At 71.1% G+C, this 19,948-nt stretch carries 21 protein-coding genes; 15 read left to right on the top strand and 6 right to left on the bottom strand.

Annotated features, from left to right (window positions below; translation table 11 throughout):
• The first annotated feature begins 239 nt into the window (after positions 1-239).
• Genes purS through V6V47_RS04895 form a run of 5 tightly spaced genes read left to right on the top strand, consistent with a single transcriptional unit; the run spans position 240 to position 4,749 of the window.
• Positions 240-503, top strand: coding sequence for a phosphoribosylformylglycinamidine synthase subunit PurS (gene purS, locus V6V47_RS04915; RefSeq protein ID WP_334626754.1), 264 nt, complete (start codon positions 240-242; stop codon positions 501-503).
• Positions 500-1,183 carry a phosphoribosylformylglycinamidine synthase subunit PurQ gene (gene purQ, locus V6V47_RS04910; RefSeq protein ID WP_334626753.1) on the top strand — a complete coding sequence of 228 codons (684 nt, stop codon included), beginning with the start codon at positions 500-502 and terminating at the stop codon, positions 1,181-1,183. Before purS ends, purQ begins: the two co-directional genes overlap by 4 nt.
• Positions 1,180-1,314, top strand: a complete 135-nt coding sequence (locus V6V47_RS04905) for a hypothetical protein (RefSeq protein ID WP_334626752.1) — start codon at positions 1,180-1,182, stop codon at positions 1,312-1,314. Before purQ ends, V6V47_RS04905 begins: the two co-directional genes overlap by 4 nt.
• Positions 1,311-3,989 carry a phosphoribosylformylglycinamidine synthase subunit PurL gene (purL, locus tag V6V47_RS04900; RefSeq protein WP_334626751.1) on the top strand — a complete coding sequence of 893 codons (2,679 nt, stop codon included), beginning with the start codon at positions 1,311-1,313 and terminating at the stop codon, positions 3,987-3,989. Before V6V47_RS04905 ends, purL begins: the two co-directional genes overlap by 4 nt.
• Positions 3,928-4,749 (top strand): 2-phosphosulfolactate phosphatase, encoded by an 822-nt coding sequence (locus V6V47_RS04895; RefSeq protein WP_442934185.1) that lies wholly within the window; start codon positions 3,928-3,930, stop codon positions 4,747-4,749. The genes purL and V6V47_RS04895 overlap by 62 nt, the downstream gene beginning before the upstream one ends.
• Before the next feature lie 96 nt (positions 4,750-4,845).
• On the opposite strand, the gene V6V47_RS04890 is transcribed toward V6V47_RS04895, so the two are convergent.
• Positions 4,846-6,936, bottom strand: coding sequence for a hypothetical protein (locus V6V47_RS04890; RefSeq protein ID WP_334626750.1), 2,091 nt, complete (start codon positions 6,934-6,936; stop codon positions 4,846-4,848).
• A gap of 102 nt (positions 6,937-7,038) precedes the next feature.
• On the opposite strand from V6V47_RS04890, the gene V6V47_RS04885 reads away from it, so the two are divergent.
• From V6V47_RS04885 to amcA, 5 genes are all read left to right on the top strand, one after another.
• On the top strand, positions 7,039-7,392 hold the full coding sequence (locus V6V47_RS04885; protein WP_334626749.1) for a sterol carrier family protein: 354 nt from the start codon (positions 7,039-7,041) through the stop codon (positions 7,390-7,392).
• Positions 7,393-7,560: 168 nt separating this feature from the next.
• Positions 7,561-9,099 carry an amidophosphoribosyltransferase gene (gene purF, locus V6V47_RS04880; RefSeq protein ID WP_334626747.1) on the top strand — a complete coding sequence of 513 codons (1,539 nt, stop codon included), beginning with the start codon at positions 7,561-7,563 and terminating at the stop codon, positions 9,097-9,099.
• Positions 9,100-9,160: 61 nt separating this feature from the next.
• Positions 9,161-10,315 carry a phosphoribosylformylglycinamidine cyclo-ligase gene (purM, locus tag V6V47_RS04875; protein ID WP_334626746.1) on the top strand — a complete coding sequence of 385 codons (1,155 nt, stop codon included), beginning with the start codon at positions 9,161-9,163 and terminating at the stop codon, positions 10,313-10,315.
• Between the two features lie 180 nt (positions 10,316-10,495).
• Positions 10,496-11,599: a cyclophane-forming radical SAM peptide maturase AmcB gene (amcB, locus tag V6V47_RS04870; protein ID WP_334627067.1), complete on the top strand. Its 1,104-nt coding sequence runs from the start codon at positions 10,496-10,498 to the stop codon at positions 11,597-11,599.
• Entirely contained in the window at positions 11,568-11,804 is a 237-nt protein-coding gene (gene amcA / locus V6V47_RS04865; protein ID WP_334626745.1) for a multiple cyclophane-containing RiPP AmcA, read from the top strand. Before amcB ends, amcA begins: the two co-directional genes overlap by 32 nt.
• Positions 11,805-11,947: 143 nt before the next feature.
• Here the strand turns inward: amcA and V6V47_RS04860 are convergent, their stop codons facing one another.
• The gene (locus tag V6V47_RS04860; RefSeq protein WP_334626744.1) at positions 11,948-12,163 is read right to left on the bottom strand and encodes a DUF3073 domain-containing protein; all 216 of its coding nucleotides are present in this window, start codon (positions 12,161-12,163) and stop codon (positions 11,948-11,950) included.
• Positions 12,164-12,464: 301 nt separating this feature from the next.
• Positions 12,465-13,547 (bottom strand): Glu/Leu/Phe/Val family dehydrogenase, encoded by a 1,083-nt coding sequence (locus tag V6V47_RS04855; protein WP_334626743.1) that lies wholly within the window; start codon positions 13,545-13,547, stop codon positions 12,465-12,467.
• 194 nt (positions 13,548-13,741) lie between these two features.
• Between V6V47_RS04855 and V6V47_RS04850 the strand changes: the two genes are divergently transcribed.
• Both V6V47_RS04850 and V6V47_RS04845 read left to right on the top strand, forming a co-directional pair.
• Positions 13,742-14,581, top strand: a complete 840-nt coding sequence (locus tag V6V47_RS04850; protein WP_334626742.1) for a hypothetical protein — start codon at positions 13,742-13,744, stop codon at positions 14,579-14,581.
• A 251-nt stretch (positions 14,582-14,832) separates the two neighbouring features.
• A complete protein-coding gene (locus V6V47_RS04845; RefSeq protein WP_007073996.1) occupies positions 14,833-15,042 on the top strand; it encodes a BldC family transcriptional regulator in 210 nt (69 codons plus the stop codon).
• A 95-nt stretch (positions 15,043-15,137) separates the two neighbouring features.
• Here the strand turns inward: V6V47_RS04845 and V6V47_RS04840 are convergent, their stop codons facing one another.
• Entirely contained in the window at positions 15,138-15,527 is a 390-nt protein-coding gene (locus V6V47_RS04840) for a PPOX class F420-dependent oxidoreductase (protein ID WP_334626741.1), read from the bottom strand.
• Between the two features lie 54 nt (positions 15,528-15,581).
• Between V6V47_RS04840 and V6V47_RS04835 the strand changes: the two genes are divergently transcribed.
• Positions 15,582-16,361 carry a class I SAM-dependent methyltransferase gene (locus V6V47_RS04835; protein WP_334626740.1) on the top strand — a complete coding sequence of 260 codons (780 nt, stop codon included), beginning with the start codon at positions 15,582-15,584 and terminating at the stop codon, positions 16,359-16,361.
• Positions 16,362-16,418: 57 nt separating this feature from the next.
• Here V6V47_RS04835 and V6V47_RS04830 read toward each other — a convergent pair whose 3' ends face one another.
• Entirely contained in the window at positions 16,419-16,721 is a 303-nt protein-coding gene (locus V6V47_RS04830) for a hypothetical protein (RefSeq protein WP_334626739.1), read from the bottom strand.
• A gap of 177 nt (positions 16,722-16,898) precedes the next feature.
• Here V6V47_RS04830 and V6V47_RS04825 point away from each other — a divergent pair, with 177 nt between their 5' ends.
• Both V6V47_RS04825 and V6V47_RS04820 read left to right on the top strand, forming a co-directional pair.
• Complete coding sequence (locus V6V47_RS04825) at positions 16,899-17,756, top strand: 3-hydroxyacyl-CoA dehydrogenase family protein (RefSeq protein ID WP_334626738.1); 858 nt, start codon at positions 16,899-16,901, stop codon at positions 17,754-17,756.
• Positions 17,753-18,496, top strand: a complete 744-nt coding sequence (locus tag V6V47_RS04820) for an enoyl-CoA hydratase/isomerase family protein (RefSeq protein ID WP_334626736.1) — start codon at positions 17,753-17,755, stop codon at positions 18,494-18,496. The genes V6V47_RS04825 and V6V47_RS04820 overlap by 4 nt, the downstream gene beginning before the upstream one ends.
• A 67-nt stretch (positions 18,497-18,563) precedes the next feature.
• Here V6V47_RS04820 and V6V47_RS04815 read toward each other — a convergent pair whose 3' ends face one another.
• Complete coding sequence (locus tag V6V47_RS04815; protein WP_334626735.1) at positions 18,564-19,907, bottom strand: ABC transporter substrate-binding protein; 1,344 nt, start codon at positions 19,905-19,907, stop codon at positions 18,564-18,566.
• Positions 19,908-19,948 lie beyond the last annotated feature (41 nt).

Below are 19,948 nucleotides of genomic sequence, written 5' to 3'. Positions count from 1 at the left end.
GCCAATTTCAAGAAATTGATCGAGGTGAACCAATGTAACGATTCGGCTACCCGCTGTGCCGTATATGCCCTGGTGGGGGCCTGTGTATCGACGTTCGACCCGTCTGACCCGCCGGTTATGTCGATCACTGCCTGAACTGCACCCGGCCGGTGCGTCCGCGGCGTTAACTGCCAGGTACGCTGGCTGCGCTCGCCCCTTGTGGGTCGGCACCCAACTGCGTACACAGTCAGGAGTGCCCAGTGCCTCGCGTCGTCGTCGACGTCATGCTCAAGCCCGAGATCCTGGATCCGCAGGGCCAGGCCGTCGCAAACGCGCTGCCCCGGCTCGGCGTCACTGACGTCGCCTCGGTTCGAATCGGCAGGCGGATCGAGATCGAGTTCACCAGCGAACCGGACCTGGACCGGGCCCGGGAGATCGCTGACAAGCTGCTCGCCAACCCGGTCATCGAGGACTTCACCGTCCGCCTGGTCGAGGCCGACGAGACTGCGGACGCCCGCTCGTGACCGCCCGGGTCGGTGTGGTCACGTTCCCCGGCTCGCTCGACGACGGGGACGCCGCCCGGGCCGTCCGGATCGCCGGCGCCGAGCCGGTCCGGCTCTGGCACGGTGACCCGGAGCTGCACGGGGTGGACGCGGTCGTGCTGCCCGGTGGCTTCTCCTACGGTGACTACCTGCGCTGCGGCGCCATCGCCCGGTTCGCCCCGGTGATGGAGTCGATCGTCGACGCCGCCCGGGGTGGTCTGCCGGTGCTCGGCATCTGCAACGGCTTCCAGATCCTCTGCGAGGCGCACCTGCTGCCCGGGGCGCTCACCCGTAACCAGCACCTGCACTTCCGCAACCGGGATCAGGTCCTGCGCATCGAGTCGGCCGGCACGGCCTGGACCAATGCGTTCCAGCCCGGCCAGGAGGTGCTCGTCCCGGTCAAGAACGGCGAGGGCTGCTACGTCGCCGACACCGCGACGCTGGACCAGCTGGAAGCCGAGGGTCGGGTCGTCGCCCGCTACGTCGGCGGCAACCCCAACGGGTCGCAGCGCGACATCGCCGCGATCACCAACGCCGCCGGCAACGTGGTCGGCATCATGCCGCACCCCGAGCACGCGGTGGAGGCGTTCACCGGTCCGTCGCTGGACGGCCTCGGCTTCTTCACCTCGGTCCTCAAGCACCTGGTGGGGGCGCCAGCGTGAGTGCGAGGAGCGAGCCGGGTCTGCGAGCCCCGCAGTCGCGAACGAAGAGCGACGCGGTGACCGGCGGGACGATCATCGGTCAGCTCAACCGCCGTTCCGGCGGGCACGAGCGCAGCGAGGAGAGGTCATGACCACCCATCCGGACCCGGTACGGGACACACCGGAGGCGTACTCCGCCCCGGCGCAGCCGACCGAGCCGCTGGCGCAGCCCACCGCCCCGGCGCCCGCTCCCGTCCAGCCGGCCACCGCCGACTGGACCGATGGCGTGGACACCGTGCCGCGCGCCGGTGGCACCCCGGGCGAGTTGCAGCCGTACACCGAGCTGGGGCTCCGCGACGACGAGTACGACCGGATCCGACAGATCCTCGACCGTCGCCCCACCCAGTCCGAGCTTGCGATGTACTCGATCATGTGGAGCGAGCACTGCTCCTACAAGTCGAGCAAGGTGCACCTGCGCCAGTTCGGCGAGAAGGCCCCGCACAGCGACCGGCTGCTCGCCGGCATCGGCGAGAACGCCGGCGTGGTGCAGGTCTCCGACGAGCTGGCGGTGACCTTCAAGGTCGAGTCGCACAACCACCCGAGCTTCGTCGAGCCGTACCAGGGTGCTGCGACCGGCGTCGGCGGCATCGTCCGGGACATCCTCGCCATGGGCGCCCGCCCGGTCGCGGTGATGGACCCGCTGCGGTTCGGTGCCGCGGATCACCCCGACACCGCGCGGGTGCTCACCGGCGTGGTCGCCGGCGTGGGCGGCTACGGCAACTGCCTCGGCCTGCCCAACATCGGCGGCGAGTTGGTGTTCGACCCGTCGTACCAGGGCAACCCGCTGCTCAACGCGCTCTGCCTGGGCGTCCTGCCGGTCGACCGGCTGCAGAACAAGGCCGCCGCCGGCCCCGGCAACGTGGTCGTGCTGATGGGCGCCAAGACCGGCCGGGACGGCATCGGCGGCGTCTCCGTGCTGGCAAGCGCGACCTTCGACGAGGGCAGCGAGGCACGCCGCCCGGCGGTGCAGGTCGGTGACCCGTTCACCGAGAAGCTGCTCATCGAGGCGTGCCTCGAGCTGTACGACGGCCAGTTGGTGGTCGGCATCCAGGACCTTGGCGGCGCCGGGCTGACCTGCGCGCTCACCGAGACCGCCGCCGCGGCCGGCACCGGCATGCGGGTCTGGCTGGAGCGGGTGCCGCTGCGCGAGCCGTCGATGGACCCGCACGAGATCCTGGCCAGCGAGTCCCAGGAGCGGATGCTGCTGGTCGTCGAGCCGGACAAGCTCGAGGCGGTGCTCAAGACCTGCGAGAAGTGGGGCGTGCTCGCCACCGCGATCGGCGAGGTCACCGCACCGGAGCCGGACGGCCGTCCGGGCCGGCTGCTGATCACCTGGCAGGACCACCTGGTCGTCGACGTGCCGCCGGGATCGCTGGTCGACGACGGCCCGGTCTACGCCCGGCCGATGCGTGAGCCGGCCGACCTGATCCTGCTCCAGGCCGACCGGGCCGAGACGCTGCCGCGCCCGGCCGACCCGGAGGCGCTGCGGGAGACCGTGCTGCGCATGATCGCGTCGCCCAACCTGGCCGACAAGACCTGGGTCACCGAGCAGTACGACCGCTACGTGCTGGGCAACACCGTGCTCGCCCAGCCGGAGGACGGCGGCGTGATCCGGATCGACGAGCGGACCGGGCTCGGCGTGGCGCTGTCGGTGGATGGCAACGGCCGGTACGCCCGGCTCGACCCGTACAACGGCACCAAGCTGGCGCTGGCCGAGGCGTACCGGAACGTGGCGGTGACCGGCGCGAAGCCGATCGCCGTGACCAACTGCCTCAACTTCGGCTCCCCGGAAGACCCGGGTGTGATGTGGCAGTTCGCCGAGGCCGTGCGCGGCCTGGCGGACGGCTGCCTGGAGCTGGGCATCCCGGTCACCGGCGGCAACGTCAGCTTCTACAACCAGACCGGTGCCGCACCCATCCACCCGACCCCGGTGGTCGGCGTGCTGGGCGTGCTGGACAACGTCGCCGACCGGGTGCCGATGGGCTTCGTCCCGCGCACCGGCAGCGAGCACGACCAGCTCTACCTGCTGGGCGAGACGCACGTCGAGCTGTCCGGCTCGGAGTGGGCCTGGGTGACGCACGAGCACCTGGGTGGTATCCCGCCCCAGGTCGACCTTGCCGGCGAGAAGGCGCTCGCCGACCTGCTGGCCGAGGCTGCCCGGGTGGGTCACCTCAGCTCGGCGCACGACCTCTCCGACGGTGGCCTTGCGCAGAGCCTGGTCGAGTCCTGCCTGCGTCGCGGCGTCGGTGCCCGGATCGCGGTGCCGGAGCAGTTCGCCGGCGGCTCGATGCCGTTCGTCTACCTGTTCAGCGAGTCGGCCGGCCGGGCGCTGGTGTCGGTGCCGCGTGGCCACGACAAGGCGTTCGCGGCGCTCTGCGCCGAGCGGGGGGTGCCGTTCGAGCTGATCGGCGTCACCGACCCGACCGCCGGCGCGCTCGAGGTGCACGGCCAGTTCCGGATCGGCCTGGACGAGCTGCGTGTCGCGCACACCGAGACGCTCCCGCGTCTCTTCGGGGGTGCTGCGGCCGTCGAGGTTCCCGCTCCGGCGGCTGGCGTGGCGGGCGCGGTCGAGGCCGTGCCGCTGTCGGTCGAGCAGGCGGCACCGGTGGACCCGGCGGCGGTGGCCGCCGAGCCGATCGCTGCGGCCGGGCCGTCCCCGCGGACGGGGGCCGTCGAGCCCATCGCCGAGGCGCCGGCCGAGCTGGATGGCGGGTCATCCGAGTCTGACTCCGGTGCCAGCGAGCCGTCGCCGCCTGACGAGCGCTGAGGCGTTGGCGGCCGCCGTCTACGGCCAACCCGGCTCGGGTGCCCGGTTCGACTGGGGCCTGACCGGGGCGGCCGAGCTCGGTCGGGTCTGCGCGGCGCTGGTGGTGGTGGACGTGCTCTCGTTCACCACCTCCGTGGAGGTGGCCGTCGGGCGCGGCATGCGGGTGCACCCGTTCCCGTGGGGTGAGCAGGCCGCCGAGTACGCGCTGCGGGTCGGCGCGGTGGCCGCGGTGGGCCGTCGACGAACGACAGCGGAGCATCCGTGGTCGCTCTCGCCGGCGGCGCTGAGCGCCGCACCGGTGGTTGCGGATCTGGTGCTGCCCTCGCCGAACGGTTCAGCGATCAGCGCGGCTGCCAGCGCCACCGGACTGCCGGTGGTCGCGGCATGCCTGCGTAACGCCCGCGCCGTCGGGCGTTGGCTGCGCCGCCAGGGGTACGGGACGACGGACGCCCCGATCGGCGTGATCGCTGCCGGGGAGCGGTGGCCGGACGGGTCGCTGCGCCCGTCGGTTGAGGACCAGCTCGGCGCGGCCAGCGTGCTCGACGCCCTCTCCGGTGTGCCGGGTGGGCTCTCCGTGGAGGCAGCCATGGCGCTCGCCGCGCTGGCCAGCACTCCGGACGTTCCCGCCGCCGTGCGGGGCAGCGTCTCCGGTCGGGAGCTGACCGAGGGTGGCTTCGCTCAAGACGTCGAGATCGCCGTGCGCGTCGGCGTGTCGGATGTCGTTCCGGTGCTCCGGCAAGGCGTGTTCTCCGCCGCCTGAGCGCTCCCGACTCCCGACCACCACAGACTTACGCGAAAGGGGCGCCCGGAGATCCGGGCGGCCCTTTCGGCGCGTGCTGGGCTGATGCCCGGTGGGTCAGTCGTCCAGCCAGTCGAGGCGTCGACCACTCCGCTCGGTCGGCGGCGGGCTGTCCGGCCGGGGGTGGCCGGTCTGCTGGCCGTACCCGCCCTGGTCGTAGCCACGGTCGTCGTAGCCGCCCCGCTGCTGCGCGGGCTCCTGCCCGTAGCCGCCCTGGTCGTAGCCACCGCCCTGTTGGCCGTAGCCACCCTGGTCGTAGCCACGGTCGTCGGAGCCGCCGCGCTGCTGCGGGGTCTGCTGCCCGTAGCCGCCCTGGTCGTAGCCGGCGGGCTGCTGGCCGTAACCGCTCTGGTCGTACCCACCGGCCGGTTGGCCGTAGCCGCCCTGGTCGTACCCGCCGCTGGCCTGCGGGCTGTAGCCGCCGGCCGGCTCGGCGGCCCGACCGCCGTACGGAGCCGGGTCGGACTGGCCGTAGCCCTGGCCCTGCTCCGGCTGGTAGACGCCGGTGGCGTACGGGTCGGCCGGAGCCGGGTACTGCGTGCTGTCCCCGGTGTAGCGGCCGGTCGGTTCGTCGTAGCGCTGCTCGCCGTAGCCCGCAGCACCGGCGGGTGCCGGCGGGTAGCCCGCAGCATCGGCCGGAGCGGTGTAGTCGCGGCTGCCGTACCCGTCGGCGGGTGCGCCGCCGTAGCCGCCACCGGACGCCGGCGCGCCGCCGTAGCCCGCGCCGGAACCGGGTGCGGCGCCGTAGCCGTCACCGGCCGCGCCGGCACCGTAGCCGCCGTCGGGGGTCGCCGCCGTGCCGTAGCCACCGCCCGAGGCGGGGGCGTTGCCGTAACCGCCGGCGCCGTAGCCGCCGGACGCCGGCTCGTCGCCGTAACCGGCACCGCCGTACCCGGCACTGCCGTAGCCCTGCTGGCCTGCGGCGCCGTACGGCTGCGCGGGCGCGCCGTACGGGTCCGGCGGAACGTCGTCGACCACCGGGCGGTGCATCATCGTGGGTGCCTCGCTGAGCGCCGCGCCGCCGACCATGGTCGGCTCGGGGCCGCCGCCGACCCGGTTGACGACCCGGGTCTGGTCGCTGGCCCCACGGGGGCCACCTCGAGGTGCGGGCCCTCCACCGGAACCGGGCGCGTCGTCATCGTCGTCGCCGCTGTCCTTACGCTTCATCCAGAGCAGCACGATCGTGCCGACGCCGGCGGCCACCAGCAGACCACCGAGCAGGATGATGACGTAGGAGCTGATGCCGCCGCCGTCGTCCTCCTTGCTGGCGTTCGCCTGGGCACCGGGGCTGGCTCCCTCGGTGGACTCCGCCTCGGTGCCCTCCTCGGTCGTCTCCTCGGTGGGAACGGCCTCAGCACTGGCCGACGGGGTGGGGGTCGGGGTCGCGTTGACCTTGATCCCGAGGGCGATCCGCTGCCCGGTGACGGACTGCCCGGCGTTGGCGTTCAGGGTCTTGAACGCCTTGATCTCGTTGGAGGACGCACCAATGTCGATCCGGCCGGGGGTGATCGGGCTGCTCGCGCTTCCGTTGAACCGGAAGTTGCCGCTGCCGTCACTGATGGTGTCGTAACGATGGCCAGCGGTGTCCTGGAGGACCACGAAAGCGTTCGGCACCGCGTCACCGGTCGCCTGCACGACCACCTTGCCGGAGACCGACTTGACGGTCTGGTTCTGCGGCGGCGGAGGTGCAGCTGCGGCCTTGACTGTGACCCGGAGCGTGCGGGAGTTCGAGTCGCCCGACACCGTGATCTTCGCCTGAGTTCCGTTGGCCGCTGGCGCGTTGGCTGCTGCCGACAGGGTCAGGGTGACCGGCTTCGGGTCCCCTCCCGCGAAACTGATCGGCCCACATCCACCGCAGGTGACGCCGTCGGGCAAATCGGTCACGTCGATGTCGGCGGACGTCTCACCCGCGTCCGGCCTGACGACGACATTGATGCTGCTGCTCTTGCCGGCGTCGATCGTCACAGAGTTGTCAGCTGTGCTGATCTTGGCCGCCAAGGCTGGTGTGGCGGGAACGGCGAGCAGAGCGCCAGCAATCAGCGCTACGACCACACCGGCCCGCTGCTGCCAGGCACGTCGGTGTGTTGACACGTCCACCGCCTTCCGGACTGACTTCCCTGACCGGCGGGGCGCCGGGCCGGGGATCATCACGGTACGAATACGCCGTCGGCAACTATGCCTTGTCTCACTGGATCGGCGCGACCCAGGGCCGATGTCGGGGAGTATGCCTGCGGGTCGTATCGTCCCGTCGTGTCCTCTCCGCACATTAAGTCCGCTGCTGTTGTGGCGGCATTGTCGGCGCTTGACGAGGGGCGTACACCCGAACGGCCGGTCCTTCGGGAGGCGGTCCGGTCCTTGTTGGCCGTCCTCGCGGAGCGCGCCCCCGGCCGATCGGTGGAGGTGCGCGTCCCACCATACGGTGCGATCCAGTGCGTACCTGGCCCTCGACACACCAGGGGAACCCCGCCAAACGTGGTCGAGATGTCGCCCGAGACCTGGCTGCGGCTGGCGAGCGGTCGGATGGGCTGGGCCGAGGCTGTCACCGAGGGTCGCGTCCAGGTGAGCGGCATTCGAGCCGACCTCTCCGCCCATCTGCCCCTCTAGCTGCCCCGATGTCCGGGTGGCGGTGACCCTGAGCAGGGAAACCGTGACTTTCTGTATTGACGGCGATTCGCGTACACTGTCAGGCGACGACAGTGGTCCCGGCCCAGCAGTGTGGATCCGCCCCGTGATCCCGCCAGGCCGGTCCAGACCAGCATGAGGGAGCGGTAGGTGCCCCGAGGCGACGGCCGGCTGAGCCACGACCTTGACCCCCAACGACCCGGCCCGCAAGACGCCTGTGGTGTCTTCGGCGTCTGGGCGCCCGGCGAAGAGGTTGCCAATCTGACCTACTTCGGCCTCTATGCGCTGCAACACCGCGGCCAGGAGGCCGCGGGCATCGCGGTGAGCGACGGCTCCGGGGTGGTGGTCTACAAGGACCTCGGCCTCGTGGCCCAGGTCTTCGACGAGCCGACGCTGGCGAGCCTGCGTGGCCACCTGGCGATCGGGCACGCCCGCTACTCCACGACCGGCGCCTCGAACTGGGAGAACGCCCAGCCGACCATCCGGTCGACCAGCTCCGGCACGACCATCGCGCTGGCCCACAACGGCAACCTGGTCAACACCGCCGAGCTGGAGAAGGAGGTCGCCGAGCGCGGCCTCGTCGCGGACGGCTCGACGAACGACACCTCGCTGGTGACCATGCTGCTGGCCAGCCGACCGGATCTGTCGGTCGAGGCGGCCGCGCTCGAGGTCCTGCCGCAGCTGCGCGGTGCGTTCAGCTTCGTCTTCATGGACGAGGTGACGCTCTACGCGGCCCGTGACCCACACGGCGTACGCCCGCTGGTGCTCGGTCGGCTGGAGCGCGGCTGGGTGGTGGCCAGTGAGACGGCCGCGCTGGACATCGTCGGCGCGAGCGTGGTGCGTGAGGTCGAGCCGGGTGAGCTGATCGCCATCGACGAGAACGGGCTGCGCTCCACCCGGTTCGCCGCGCCGGAGCCGAAGGGCTGCCTTTTCGAGTACGTCTACATCGCCCGTCCGGACGCCACGATCGCCGGCCGCAACGTGCACGCGGCGCGGGTGCAGATCGGGCGGCAGTTGGCCAAGGAGCACCCGGTCGAGGCCGACCTGGTGATTCCGGTGCCCGAGTCCGGCACCCCGGCCGCGATCGGCTACGCCGAGGCGTCCGGCATCACCTATGGCGCTGGCCTGATGAAGAACCCGTACGTGGGGCGCACCTTCATCCAGCCGTCGCAGACCCTCCGCCAGCTCGGCATCCGGCTCAAGCTCAACCCGCTGCGGGAGAACGTTCGGGGCAAGCGGCTGGTGGTGGTGGACGACTCGATCGTGCGCGGCAACACCCAGCGGGCCATCGTGCGGATGCTGCGCGAGGCGGGCGCGCTGGAGGTGCACGTCCGGATCTCGTCCCCGCCGGTCAGCTGGCCGTGCTTCTACGGCATCGACTTCGCCACCCGGGCGGAGCTGCTGGCCAATGGTCTGGACAACGATGGCATCCGGCGTTCCATCGGTGCCGACACGCTGGGCTATGTCTCGCTTCCTGGCCTGATTGCCGCGACCGAGCAGCCGAAGACCCGGTTGTGTCGGGCGTGTTTCGATGGGGAGTACCCGATCGAGCTGCCGGCCGGCAACCTGATCGGCAAGCACGTGCTCGAAGGGGTGGGCCGACGGGTCGCCAACTCGACACCGGAAGCCCCGCCCACCAACGGCCCGCTCGTCGCCACTCCGGGCGGCGTGACCGCACACCGCCCGTAGCACCATCCGGTGCGGCCCGGCCACCGCCGGTGCGGCACCAAGAACCACAAAGGGGAGAACCGTGACGCACGTGTCCGAGCGCAGCGGCGCAGGTAGCAGCCCGACCGGCGCCGGCGGCGACCGCCAGCCCTGGACGGCCGGTGCCGGCCGTCAGGGGCGCAAACGCTCGGTCTCGTACGCCGACGCCGGGGTCTCCATCGACGCGGGCGACCGTGCGGTGGAGCTGCTCAAGTCGAAGGTGCGGGAGACCCGCCGCCCCGAGGTGCTGGGCGACCTCGGCGGCTTCGCCGGTCTGTTCCGCCTGGACACGAAGAAGTACAAGAACCCGATCCTGGCCTCCTCGACCGACGGCGTGGGCACCAAGCTGGTGATCGCGCAGCAGATGGACATCCACGACACGGTCGGCATCGACCTGGTCGCGATGGTCGTCGACGACCTGGTGGCCTGCGGTGCCGAGCCGCTGTTCCTGCTCGACTACATCGCCACCGGCGAGGTCGTACCGGACAAGGTCGCCGAGATCGGTGCGGGCATCGCGGACGGCTGCCGGTACGCCGGTTGCGCGCTGCTGGGTGGTGAGACCGCCGAGCACCCCGGTGTGCTCCGTCCGGACGAGTACGACATCTCCGCGACCGGTGTCGGCGTGGTCGAGGAGAGCGACATTCTCAGCCCGGAGCGGGTCGAGGTGGGCGACGTCGTGATCGCCATGCGCTCCTCCGGCCTGCACTCCAACGGCTACTCGCTGGTCCGGCACGTGCTGCTCGGCGCCGGCCGGATGCGGCTGGACGTCGTGATCGACGACTTCGGTCGGCAGCGGACCCTGGGTGAGGAGCTGCTCACCCCGACCAAGATCTACGCGAAGGACTGCCTCAAGCTGATCGCCGAGGCAGAGGTGCGGGCGCTCGCCCACGTGACCGGTGGCGGCATCCCCGGCAACCTGGTCCGGGTGCTGCCGGAGCACGTCGACGCGGTCGTCAACCGGTCCACCTGGAAGCCGCAGCCGGTCTTCGACCTGATCCAGTCCAAGGGCCGGATCGACGACCCGGACATGGAGTCGACCTTCAACATGGGCGTCGGCATGTTCGCGATCGTCTCGGCCGAGGACGCGGACCGGGCGCTGGCCACGCTGACCGGCCGTGGAGTCGAGGCCTGGCAGGCCGGCGAGATCATCGAGGGCACCGGCAACGTGCAGATGGTCGGCCAGCACACTCGCGGCTGATCACGGTCAGGCGATCGCACGGGCACCTCATCAGGGCTTCACCCGGGTGGCCAACGCCGCCTAGCCTGAAGGGCACCCTTCAGAGACGGTCGGGAAGCCGCGCGGCCCCGAGGCTCTCCGACCGCCTCTCAGGCTAGGCGGAGGAGGGCGATGGCTGCTCGGGGACGGTCGTTCAGCGGGATGCGCGGTCTGGCCGCTGTCCCGTCCTACGTCGTCATGCAGCCCACCACCCTGTGCAATCTCGACTGCGCGTACTGCTACCTGCCGTTCCGTGCCGTCGACCGGCGGATGTCGGTGCCGGTGGCCGAGGCGGTGGCGGCTGCGGTCAACCCGTGGGCGGCTGCCGGCCGGTTCTCCGTGGTGTGGCACGGGGGTGAGCCGCTGGCAGCCGGCCGGGAGCACCTGGCCGACCTGATCGCTCCGTTCGGGCCCGAGGTCGAGCACCATGTGCAGACCAACGCCACGCTGATCGACGACGAGTGGTGCGCCTTCTTCGCCCGGCACGAGATGCGGGTGAGCGTGAGCGTGGACGGGCCCCGGGAACGCAACGGCGACCGGGTCGGCCGGGGTGGTCAGCCGTCGTACGACCGGATTCTGCGCGGGGTGGCCGCGCTGCGCCGGCACGGGCTGCCGTTCTCCGCGTTGGCCGTGGTGTCCCGGCCGGAGCCGGGGCTCGCCACCGAGCTGTACGACTATTTCCTCGAGCTCGGCTGCGACGTGCTGGGCATCAACATCGAGGAGACCGAGGGCGTCAACACCCGCGACAACAGCCACGACCCCGCGGTGGTGACCGCGTTCTGGGCCGAGCTGGTCACGGCCTGGCGCCGGGAGCCGCGTATCCACCTGCGCGAGATCGAGTGGTCGCTGCGCTACGCCGCGGCGGTGCTCGACGGTGCCGCGGACGAGCTGCTGCCCCGCCGACTTGACCCGATCCCGACGATCGGGCACGACGGGTCGGTGACCGTGCTCTCCCCGGAACTGGCGGGCTTCACCGATCCGCGCTACGACGATTTCAGCAGCGGCAACGTGCTGACCACCCCGCTGGCCGAGATCCTCATCGGTGCCGCAGCGACCTCGTGGGTGGGCGAATTCCTGGTTGGGGTGGAGGCGTGTCGCGCGTCCTGCCCGTACTTCGGTTTCTGTGGCGGTGGTCATGCGGCCAACCGTTACTTCGAGCTGGGGCGTTTTGACGGTACGGAGACCGAGCACTGCCGCAACAGCAAGATCCGCCTATTGGAGGGAGTGTTGGAGCATGCCCGAGACCACCAGTCACCGGCGGCCTGAGCGCGACGCGGACGACGCTTCGAACGGACTCACCGAGCGGGTACGTAAGGTCGGCCCCGAGCTCGTCACGCTGCTTCAGGAGGCCGAGGACGCCCGGCGGCTGCGGGCGGAGGTGTCGGGCGGGGACGGTGCCGGCGCGGTCTGCGCCTGGAACCACTTCGAGAACATCCCGACCTTCTACAACTGGAACAACCGGCCGCGCTGAGGTTGGCCGCGGTCAGGGGCCTGTCGTACGGCCGGAGGTGTCTCCGGCCGGGCCAGGCCCCTGAACGTCGGCACCGGTACCGCTCCCGACGGGCACATGCGTGAGCACGCGGGGGTCACCGCGTGCTCAGCTGCGTCGAGAGGTCAGCGGGTCGGACGGACCCAGGGATCCGGGTCGTCGTCCGCGTGATTCTCATCATCGTCGTCGACGAACTCTTTAGAGTCGTCGACAGCGTTGTGCTCAGACTTACCAGCACCCGCCAGTTCGCGCTGCAAGGCGGTGAGGTCGGTGTTCGGGGAGTGGTACTTCAACTCCCGGGCCACCTTCGTCTGCTTGGCCTTAGCACGGCCGCGCCCCATGGCTCGACCCCCTCGCACAGAATGCGGGGCAGCCCGAAGGCGGGCCCCGATGACGTCAGGCATCTCTCGTGGCTCTTACGGTACATGGGGATGCCATCGTTCGGCACCTCGGGTTACCGTCAGCCGGCTCTGCGCGTCGCGTCGATCCGGCCGTCACCCAGTGTACCCGGTAAGGAGCGAAACGGAGAGCGCCCGTGACGCCGGACAAAACACGCCAAACTTGACCGGGCCTCAGCTTACCGAGCCGGGGCGGTAAAAAGGACCCGGAGGCGGATCCCGCCGATCCGCCTCCGGACCACGCTCAGCCCAGGTGGATCGTGCGCAGTCGGCCAACCTCGGCCATCCGCCGCTCGGCCAGCCGGTCCGCGGCCACCGCCGGCGGCACACCCTCGGCATCGGCCAGGTGCAGGATCTCGCGGGTGGTGTCGTAGATCCGGGTGGCGCGCAGCTTCGCCCGGTCGAAGTTGAAGCCCTCGATCTCGTCCGCCACCTGGATCACGCCGCCGGCGTTGACCACGTAGTCCGGGGTGTACAGGATGCCCCGATCGGCCAGCAGCTTCTCGATGCCCGGGTGGGCGAGCTGGTTGTTCGCCGCCCCGGCCACCACCTTGGCGCGCAGCGCCAGCACGGTGTCGTCGTTCAGTGCGCCGCCCAGCGCGCACGGGGCGTACACGTCGATGTCAGCGGCGACCAGCGCGGTGGCGTCGTCCACCAGGGTGACCTGGGGGTGGTTGGTGCGCACCCACTCCAGCGCCTTCGGGTTGACGTCGGTGGCCACCACCTCGGCGCCGTCCTCCAGCAGGTGACCGGTCAGGTACTTGCCGACCTTGCCGAGGCCGGCGACGCCGACCCGACGGCCGCGCAGGGTCGGGGTGCCCCAGACGTGCTCGGCGGCGGCGCGCATGCCCTGGAAGACGCCCCAGGCGGTCAGGATCGACGAGTCGCCAGCGCCGCCGTGCTCCACGCTACGGCCGGTGACGTAACGGGTCTCCCGGGCGATCACGTCCATGTCGGCCACGTAGGTGCCCACGTCGCAGGCGGTGTAGTAGCGGCCGGCCAGCGACTGGACGAAGCGGCCGTACGCGCGCAGCAGCGCCTCGCTCTTGACCTGCTCCGGGTCGCCCCAGATGACCGCCTTGCCGCCCCCCAGGTCCAGACCGGCGAGTGCGTTCTTGTACGCCATCCCGCGGGACAGGTCGAGCACGTCGGCGAGAGCGGCTTCCTCGCTGGCGTACGGGTAGAAGCGGGTGCCGCCCAACGCTGGCCCCAGCGCAGTGGAGTAGATCCCGATGATCGCCTTGAGGCCGCTCTGCTTGTCCTGGCAGAACACGACCTGCTCGTGACCGGTCGATACCGGGTCGTCGGTGCTCGCGAATACGCCCATGGCTGGCTCCTGGATTGGTGTGCGTCCTTGTGGGACGCGGCCCTGGTGAACCCCGGCGGGGATGCTGCCGGTGCGATCGAGCCTAGTATCGGCCGCCGTGCGGGTGTCCGACACGCTCCCGGTCGTCCCACGCTGCGGCGCGCGTGGTCCGGCCGCTGACCGCGCCTGGGGGTGGTTCGTGGGAGGATCGCGCCGTGCCGTCGCTCTTCGCTTCTTACCTGCGCGTGTACGAGCCGTTGACCGCCTTCGATCGGGACCGTCAGAGCTACTGGCGACGTTACGTCTCGGAGGGGCGGGCGGTGGCCCCGGTGGAGGGCCCTGGCCGGCAGCGGACGGCGGTGATCGAGGCGCTGGGCGCTGGCTGGACCCGGCTACCGGACCCGCCGGAGGAGGCGTACGTCCTGGAGACGGACGACAGCCTGCTGATCTGCCCATGGAATCTGCGGATCCGGGTCGCCGAGGCGGCGTTGAGCGCCCGGGACGGGGTGCCCTCGGTGCTCGCCGACGCTTTCGTACCGCCGGTGCTGGCCGGGCAGGCCAGGGCAGTGGTGGACGACTGGCGTAGTGGCGCCCACGTGCTGGAGCACGGGGTGCCCCGGGTGCACGAGCAGATCGCCACCTGGGGTGTTCCGCTGCGCTGGTTCGTGCTCTTCGACGCGACCGAGCGGGATCTGGTCACCGAGCCGGGCCGCCGGGCGCTGCGCTACCGCACCGAGATCTCCAAGGCCCGGCGCCGCTCGTCGCGGGCGCTGTCGGTGCTGCGCAAGTCGGTGGGCGAGGCGCCGATCACCGAGGCGGTGGAGGAGGCGGCCCGCTGGCTGGAGGAGTTCCACCCACGCTCGGTGGTGGAGCTGGACTACGGCGGCCTGGTCGACCTGCTCTCCGACGAGACGTTGACCGCGGACGACTCTCCGGAACTGGTCGCCGGCGGTCTCGCCGGGCTGGCTCGTGGCGAGGCCGAGGAGGCCTCCGCCGCGTACGACAAGCTGGTCGCGCGGTGGCGCGCGGTGCAGCTGCTGGAGCGGTGCAATTAGGGCGGATCGCCCCGCAGAGCGCTCCCAAGACGAGGTGTGCTCGTAGTTGACGCATCACGAACCGTGATCATGAGTCCGAATAAGGTACTTTCTGCCGTGTAAAAGTCGTAAAAATCGGGCATGGTTCATCCGTCCGTCTAGGGACCTTCATCCGTTCGGCCCATGTCGGACATCGGGGACTAGCCGGACCATGGGAGACGCGTCGGCCGGCGGGACCCCGGCCGATGTCTATAAACGTGGAGGAGTGACCGATGGCATCGCGAACGCACGAACCAGAGCCGCTACTCACACCGGCCGAGGTGGCGTCGATGTTCCGTGTCGACCCGAAGACGGTTACCCGGTGGGCCAAGGCTGGCAAGCTCAGCGCCATCCGCACCCTGGGTGGCCACCGTCGGTACCGCGAGTCGGAGGTCAGGGCGCTGTTGCAGGGGCAGATCCCGCAGCAGCGGCAGGGCGACTGAGTCGACAGCAGCTTTTCTGGTCAGGGGCGGCGGATCTCGATCTGCCGCCCCTTTCCATGTCCGAATGCCGTCACGTCACCGCAGCGGGCACGGCCTCAGGCCGGCCGATCGGGCAGCGTCAGCCGGATGCCGACCGTGCCGCCCTCACCGCGCCGTAGCCGGCTGCCGAGCAGGCTCAGCCGGCCGATCACCCGGTACTTGTGCTTGAGCAGGTCGCGTACCCGGCCGATCTCGCCGCTGGCGTAGAGCGTCGCGAACGCGGGCACCTCCGCGCCGTGCGGTCGGCCCCGCACGTCGCACGGCGCCACCGTCACCTCGCCGTTGCGGCGGATCCGCTTCACCTTGCCCGAGTCGGCGCGGGTCCAGACCGCCAACGCCTCGCCGTCGCGGACCGCCCAGACCGGCGTCGGCACCGCCCGACCGTCCTTGCGGAAGGTCGTGAGCAGGATGTACTTCTCGGCCGACAGCCTGTCCAGCATGGTCACGCCGCCAGGATACGGCCGGCACCGACCGCCGGTTGGCCAGATAGCGTGAACGTCGTGACAGGGGAACCACTAATCGGTGACGTGATCGGCGAGCTGCTGCGGGACACACTCGCGGTGGCCACCGGCGTGGGCCCCCGACCGCTGGTCGGTGGACGGCTACCCCGGCCCGTCATCGAGATCATCGAGCGGGACGACGGGTTGATCAACGGCGCGCCGGCCGCGCACTACCTGGACGGGCCGGCGGACTGGCAGCCGTACGACCACCGGGCCGTGGACCTGGTCCGGGGCGAGACGCTGGACATCGGCACCGGCGCCGGCCGGATCGCGCTGCTGCTCCAGGAGCGCGACGTACCGGTCACCGGGCTGGACACCTCGGCGGGGGCGTTGGCGGTGAGTCGGCGTCGTGGCGTCCGGCGGCTGGTGCACGGCACGGTGGACACCCACGTCGCCGACGGCCAGCGATACGACACATTCCTGCTGCTCGGCAACAATCTCGGGCTGTTCGAAGGAGCGGAGCGGGCCCCCGGGTTCCTGGCCGCGCTCGCCGCCCTGGCCCGGCCGGGGGCGCAGATCATCGCGCACGGCACCGACCCGTACGGCACCCGCGACCCGGTGCACACCGGCTATCACGAGCGCAATCGCGCCCGGGGTCGGCTTGGCGGCCAGCTTCGGCTCCGGCTGCGCTACCGGGAGTTGGGCACCGACTGGTTCGACTATCTGGTCTGCTCGGCGGACGAGTTCGCCGCGCTCGTGCACGGCAGCGGCTGGCGACTGACCGACGTGGACGATCGGGACGCCCCCTACTACCTGGCAACCCTGCGCCTCGCCGCCTGAGCGCCCCGCTGAGGCCTCCGGAGGGCCCCCTGCGATCCGGGGGCCCACCGGACAAGCTCAGACCTGGACGGTCGGGGGCAGCGGCTCGGGCGGCAGGCCCCCGTCGCCGTCGACCACCTCGTCCGGTTGGCCGTCCTCGTCGAGGTCGACCATGGTGATGTCCACCTTGCCGTCACCGTCGGTGTCGAACTGGAACAGATCGGCCTTGCCGTCGCCGTCGGTGTCCACCACCCAGACGTCGGTCTTGCCGTCGTTGTTGGTGTCGGCGCGCAGCAGGTCGACCCGCTCGTCGCCCCGGGTCTCAACGATCTCCCCGTCGGTGCTGCCCGGGTCGGTGACGCTCTCCGGTGCCTGGCTCATGTCGATGCGGTCCTTCCCTCGGTTGACGGCCCGTCTGTACCCGATCTCGCGCTCCCCCACGCATCGGTGGGACAGCCGTGCTGCATAGGGTCGCACCATGAGCGAGCGGAGCGGGCTGAGCAACCGGGCCGGCGTGGCGGCGACCCCGCGCGCCACCGGGCGGGACAGGGAGGCGTGATGAGCGATCGTTTCGTGGTCGTCGGGGCCGGCACGATGGGGCTCGGCATCGCGTACGTGGCGGCCGGGGCCGGGCACGACGTCGAGTTGGTCGAGGTGGACCCGGCCCGGGGCGCGACCGCGCTGAACCGGCTCGCCGAGTTGTGGGAACGGGCGGTGCAGCGCGGAAAGCTGTCCGCCGACGAGGCCGCCGCGAACCGGGAGCGGGTGACGCTGCGACCGACCCTCGCCGAGGTCGCCCCCGCCCCGGCGGTGATCGTCGAGGCGGTGCCGGAGCGGCTCGACCTGAAACGGGCGGTGCTGCGCGACGCCGTCGCGTTGAGCCCGGCGCTTCTGGGCAGCAACACCTCGAGCATCGCCATCGGCGAGCTGGCCGCCGGTCTGGACCGGCCCGAGCACTTCCTCGGCCTGCACTTCTTCAACCCGGTCTGGGCGATGGCGCTGCTGGAGATCGTGGTGGGCCCGGCGACCGCCGAGGAGACCACCGCCGCGGCCGTCGCGCTCGCCGGCCGGCTCGGCAAGGACCCCGTCGTGGTACGCGACCTGCCCGGCTTCGCCACCTCCCGGCTCGGGGTCGCCCTCGGTCTGGAGGCGATCCGGATGGTCGCCGACGAGGTGGCCAGCCCAGCCGACATCGACAAGGCGATGGTGCTGGGCTACCGGCATCCGATCGGGCCGCTGGAGTTGACCGACCTGGTGGGTCTGGACGTGCGGCTGGACATCGCCCGCACCCTCCAGGCCGCGTACGGGGACCGCTACGCGCCACCACCGCTGCTGGTGGAGATGGTGGCCGCCGGGCGGCTGGGCAAGAAGGCCGGGCACGGCTTCTACCGGTGGGACGGCGGCGCGAAGCAGTGAGTGGACTGCGGATCGAGGAACTTCCGGACCGGCTGGTGGTCACCCTGGACCGGCCGGAGAAGCGCAACGCCATCGACGCCGATCTCATCGCCGAGCTGCACCAGGTCTGCGCCGAACTGGAGGCGCGCCCCCGGCTGCTGCTGCTCACCGGTGGCGCGGCCGGCATCTTCGCCGGCGGTGCCGACATCGGTCAGCTCCGTGAGCGAGGCCGAACGGACGCCCTGGCCGCGATCAACTCGGCCGCCTTCGCCCGGATCCGGGCACTGCCGATGCCGAGCGTGGCGGCCGTGGACGGCCCGGCGCTGGGCGGCGGCGCGGAACTGGCGTACGCCTGCGATCTGCGGGTGTGCACGGCGCGGGCGGTCTTCGGCCAGCCGGAGGTGCGGTTGGGCATTCTGGCCGGTGCTGGCGCGACCCACCGGCTGCCCGCCCTGATCGGCGAGGCCCGGGCCAAGGAGTTGCTCTTCACCGGCCGGCGGGTGGACGCGGCGGAGGCACTGCGGATCGGCCTCGTGAACCGGGTCGTGGACGAACCGGGTGCGTTGCTGGCGGTGGCGCACGGGCTGCTCGACGAGATGGCTCAGGGCTCGCCTCTGGCACTGCGGCTGACCAAGCTGGCGGTGGACGCGCCAGCCGCCGCGCACCCGCAGCTCGACCTGGTCAGCCAGGCGGTGCTCTTCGAGGACGAGGAGAAGCACCGTCGGATGACCGAGTTCCTGGAGCGTCGGCGCCCCCGCTGACCCTCGACAAAGGAAACGGCCGCACCGGCGGGTTGCCGGTGCGGCCGTCGTGGCTGGCGGTCGATGCTCAGTGCTGGATCTGCACCCCGTTGTCGGCCAACGCCCGGATCACCTCTGCGGACTCACCGAAGCCGATGATCAGTACGGCGTCCGCACCGAACTGCTTGATGTCCTTGGCGCCGCTGGCGAAATCCACCGGAGGAGCCTTGGCGTCGGCCGGCGGCTCGTAGGTGAGCAGCTTGATCCGGTCGGTGGCGATGCCGGTCTTCTCCAACTCCTCGCGGACGGTGGCCTGGAGGCCCTCGCCGTACGAGTCCTTGCGGGCCACGATGGCGATCTTCTGCGAGCCGTCGCGGAGTATCACGTCGGCCAGTGCCCGGCCCTGCAGGCTGTCCGGCGGGGCGGTCCGGAAGTAGAGGCCCTTGTCCTCCACCGCGGTCAGGCTGCTGTCGGTGTTCGACGGCGAGAAGAGGATCCGGCCAGCCTGCACCACGTCGGGCAGCACCTCACGGGAGATGCCCGAGGCGCCGGCGCCGATGATCACGCTGGCCCCGTCCGCCACCTGCTTGGCCACGGTCGCCTTGGCCACCGCGAGGCTGGTGCCGTCGTCGCCGTCCTTCCAGACCACCGGGTGGCCCAGCGCGCCGCCAGCGGCGTTGATCTCCTTGATCGCCAGCGCGGCGCCAGCGGCCATCGGCGGGTACGCGATCGCCAGGTCACCGGTCTTCGGCAGCAGGCCACCGATGATCAGCGGATCCTGGCCGGCGTTGTCACCTGCGGGCTGCTTCTTCGGCTTCGGCGGCGTCTTCGTGCTCGCCGCCGACTCGCTGCCCGCCCCGACGAACTCGGTCTTGCCGTCGTTGATCGTCTGGCCGTCGAAGTTCAGAGTCGCGTAGCTCGCTGTGGCGGGCTCGCCCTCGTCGGTGAATCCCGCTCGGGTCAGCGACACGCTGCGGTACTCGATGTCCTGCCCGTTGCGGGCGAGCGCCAGGCAGGTGGCCGGGTCTTCGCAGCGCTGGCCGTTGTTGGTCACGCCGACGATCTGCTTGGCGATGGCCGCCGGATCGTTGCTCCCCGCCAGCTGGGAGGCGAGCGCCGTGATCACTACCGCGTCGTACGTCTCGGCGGAGTAGAGGTAGTCCGTCAGTGCCGGGTTGACGGACCGTAGGCGGCTCTTGAAAGCGTCCGGCAGTGGGGTGAGGGGCGTGGTGCCCTTCATTCCGTCAACCAGGCCGGCACGTTCTTTCAACTCCGCGGGGTAGGAGTTGAGCATGTTGCCGTCCGTGCCGTAGAGGCGTACCTGTTGGGCACTGCCCTCCTCGGCCTTGTCATCCCCACAGGCACTGGTGGCGAGCAGGATCGTCGCGCAAGCGGCCAGTGAGGCCACCCGCGAGCGGCGTGATACGAGCATGGTCGTCCTTCCTCCGGCGAAGGTCCGCTGCGCACATTAGC

This window comes from Micromonospora sp. CPCC 205539 (assembly GCF_036906815.1).
Classification (GTDB): domain Bacteria; phylum Actinomycetota; class Actinomycetes; order Mycobacteriales; family Micromonosporaceae; genus Micromonospora.
The sequence above is the reverse complement of the archived record's forward strand: the minus strand, read 5'-3'. Positions and strand labels throughout refer to the sequence as shown.